Origin of the sequence: Idiomarina fontislapidosi, from assembly GCF_003226255.1 — a bacterium.
Classification (GTDB): Bacteria; Pseudomonadota; Gammaproteobacteria; order Enterobacterales; family Alteromonadaceae; genus Idiomarina; species Idiomarina fontislapidosi.
Genome location: NZ_QJST01000032.1, coordinates 1 through 3,721, shown reverse-complemented (window position 1 = coordinate 3,721; position 3,721 = coordinate 1). Strand labels below are relative to the sequence as shown.

Annotated in this window: 2 protein-coding genes; both read right to left on the bottom strand. The window is 43.2% G+C overall.

Going from position 1 to position 3,721, the window contains the following annotated elements:
• Nucleotides 1–320: 320 nt before the first annotated feature.
• Nucleotides 321–806 (bottom strand): hypothetical protein, encoded by a 486-nt coding sequence (locus tag DFP83_RS13515; RefSeq protein ID WP_126753171.1) that lies wholly within the window; start codon nucleotides 804–806, stop codon nucleotides 321–323.
• Nucleotides 807–877: 71 nt separating this feature from the next.
• Nucleotides 878–3,637 carry an AAA domain-containing protein gene (locus DFP83_RS13320; protein WP_110576548.1) on the bottom strand — a complete coding sequence of 920 codons (2,760 nt, stop codon included), beginning with the start codon at nucleotides 3,635–3,637 and terminating at the stop codon, nucleotides 878–880.
• Nucleotides 3,638–3,721 lie beyond the last annotated feature (84 nt).

Genomic DNA, 3,721 nt, shown 5'->3' with positions numbered 1-3,721 from the left:
TGACACTGTCTCAGCTAACCATCCACTTTGAAGGTCGACTGGATGGCCACATAGATTTATGAAAACTTGGCTGACACAGAATATTGAACACTCTCCACAGAAAGCGAATCCTGCGAACAACGCGTTAATACTACTAAAAACGTCTGCAAGAGGTTGGGAAGTGAATGTACGCATTCCCTCCTGCTGAGTACCCACATACCATGCCCCTAGCCATAACCCTAAAATCATTGAACTCGAGACTGAAATCAATAATAACGTAGTAGATTTTTTCATCGTAACCCTTTGCAAATCAAGAACCGGCGGCACCCTTTACCCTTCATTTATTTTTTACTGGCAACTAAAAAATCTTTGGCTTTATCAACATCAAAGAAATCAAAGCTTTTACCATCCTTAATAAAAGTAAATCTGCTCAATCCTGGGTGACTATCCACTTTAAAACCGAGTGATTCAGCGGTATCGAATAGCCTTTGCTTGTCCTTGCAAATTTGATCTCGATTCACTGTTACTGTTTCGGTCGTGATTTCACTTTTTGTTTCGCGCTCTTTGACCGCGCTTGTACAAAAAGGGCACCTTGTCGCGTTGATATGGATTTGCTCCATGCAAGAGCTACAAGCTTTAAAGCTACTCATATTTTCCCTGATAGGGCTTGCGACTAGCGCAATAGGTAATGCTATTGGAGCAAATAAAAATCCGACGATAAACCACCCCATCGCATCTCTACCTTTACTACTTGCAGTAAAAGCCGTAGCAATGCCTGATAAAACCAAAAATATTGATAAAACAGTGTAAATAGAACCACTTTCCATGTTGATCCCTTAGTCCTTGTTAAGATACTAGTTGTTTAAACGAAAAATAAAATAGTTGAAATAAGCTAAGTTCATATAGCTGGCTTACTGCTTGCTAGCTCTTTCTCTCGCTCGATCCACTCATTAAATTTACTAATTGTCGCTTCGTGTCGTCTCTTGATATTCAGCTCATCAAACATGACATCCACCGGTGAAGCTGGACTTTTTGCTTGAGCAAACTTAGCTAATCCAAGAGCCTCTTCATACGCCAATTCTTTCCAGCTTCGCTCGTATCCAAATGCATCTAGACCACGCCATTCAATTATATTGGCTACTTCTTCCGGTGAACTCCAAAGGGTCGGAGAATAGCCATCATTTTCTTTTATTCCTGCAAAATGCTCTACCAGTGTTCTGAGGTAGTCGGTTTGCTTCTTGCTGGTTTTGGCCAATCCATGCAAATTTGCTAGCTCGAGAGCTAAAGAATGCAGCGTAATCCCGGGGCGCTCCCTCAGCACTTCTCTCGCAAGTTGACGCAACCTATCGGAGTATTCAGGTTTGAAATAGTCTGACGGATTCAGGACTTGTTCTTCTGACCGGTTACCGTCGACGAACTCCTCCGATTCGTGGCTTTCAGATTCAGAGGTGAATGTGGCCAGCTGAGCCAAAGTACTTGTCTCTGTTTCGGTTTCTGGCTCTGATTCCTGCTCAATGACAGAGCCCTGTTTCATTTCAGTTTCAAGAATTTCTCTCAGCTTCGAATCAACCTTCTCGATGGCAGACTCAGGATCTACGAAATAGTCGGTTGACCATAGTCGTACGATGTTCCAGCCAAGGCTTTCAAGAATTATTTGTCTTACCCTATCTCTGTCACGCGCCGCCGGAGACCCATGATATGTCGCTCCATCGCACTCAACACCCGCAATGTATTTTCCAGGTTTATCTGGATGTAGTACCCCTAAATCAACTCTAAATTTGCTCACTCCAACTTGCGTTTGAATTTTCCAACCTTTCGCTCGCAGTTCTTGAGCAACGGCTTCTTCAAAATCACTATCGAACTGATCAACGCCGTGATCAGCTGACGCAATTTCAGACAACGCAATCGGTCCTTTTTCGGCGAACTCTAAGAAATGTTTTAAGTGCTCTACGGCCACAGAGTTCGTTCGACTTAAGTCAATCATTGACGAATCAAAGCTACTGAAAACAACTATCTCAGTTGTTGCTCGAGTTATGGCAACATTCAGCCGACGCTCTCCGCCACTTTTATTGAGGGGGCCGAAGTTCATACTCATTGTTTTAGCGCCAAGTTCCGTTGGACCGTAAGCTAAGCTGAGCATAATGACGTCGCGCTCATCACCTTGAACCGATTCTAAGTTCTTAACAAATACTGGTTCTTTATCAGGGCCGTCCTGAAAGTGTTTTTCAATTGCTGAATTCTGCCGTCTTGCGTCATCTAAAAGATCTTCAATAGTTCGCTGCTGATCAGTATTGAGTGTCACGACACCAATTGATTTTTTAGATTCATTCTTATCAAGTAGTCGTCTGACAATTTCATCAACTACTGCTTTCGCTTCAATAGGGTTATTCCTTCCTGCACCTTTCGCATAAATGCCGTCAACACGATGAAGTGATACCGCAGATTCTTTTGTTTCTGAAGATGGGTAAGTAACGAGTGAATTTTCGTAATACTTACTGTTCGAAAATGCAATGAGTGTTTCGTGTCGGCTCCGATAATGCCCCATAAGACGCTTAAGTGGTAGCCTAGCAGCAAGCGCTTGATCCAGTATTGATTCAAGATCTTCTTCATCAGGATCATCTGAATTACCGCCTGCAGAGAAGAAATTAGTTGGAGGCATTTGCTTTGGATCACCAACAATGATCACGTTTTTACCACGTGCAATCGCTCCCACAGAGTCCCAAGTCGTCATCTGCGACGCCTCGTCAAAGACAACTAAGTCGAATCCTCTAAAGTCGGATGGTAGGAACTGTGCTACCGACAGTGGCGACATCATAAGACATGGGCAGAGATCTAATAACGAATGACCCAATTGATCGATTAGCGACCGTATTGGAATGTGTCTTGTCTTTTTCTGTAGTTCCTTTGAAAGGACTCCAAATTGTTTGGGGTTATCATTTTCTCCTTGAACAGGTTTCGAATCTGATACCAGCGCAACGATGTATTCGCTCGTAATTTTTGCCACTCGCTCATCAACTTCCTTGAAGGCTTCAATAGTTTGTTCGTGCGATGATGCTTTAAATTGCCGAAGTTCGTCTTTCGCATCAATCAGTAACGGAGCAAGCCACTGACAAAAGGCGACTCTAAACTGCTCGACCAAATCTTCATGGCTCACACGACTGGCCTCCAACGCTTGACTAAACGACTCCAGATTGAGACCCGCTACTTTGCTTTTCGCAGATTGCCATTCGCACCAACTTTTCAGTTTTGAAGCTTGACTACATATCTCACTTAAGCTCTGATCCACCCCCGATAGCTCGCTATCTGAGGCTATATCCAAGCCCATGTCATGCAGTTCAGATGTATCAGTTACAAGCTTTCTCAACGTCTCTTTGTAGGCCTCAGATGTTGAGTAGACTTTTGACTCTTCTATAAACTCCCGACCCTCGATAAACCATTTTTTCAAAGGAATCAGGACTTCAGTTGGATCATCAGAAAGGTTAACAAGAGCTGAAACCCAAACCCTAACTTTATCGCCCAGCTCTGCCATTTTTTCGAGACATTCCGGTTGTGTATTCCAGCCAAGCCAGATCGAATAGCCTTCAATGTCTCTCAACTTAGCTTCAATATCTAACTGTAGCTGTTGGCACTTACCTATTTTTTCGATTCCTAGATTCAACTAATAACTGCAACACTCGCTCTTAGCGTGTTGCAATTGCTCTTTAAAAATTATGTCTGGCTGAATAAAGCCCAGTGTTTTCCT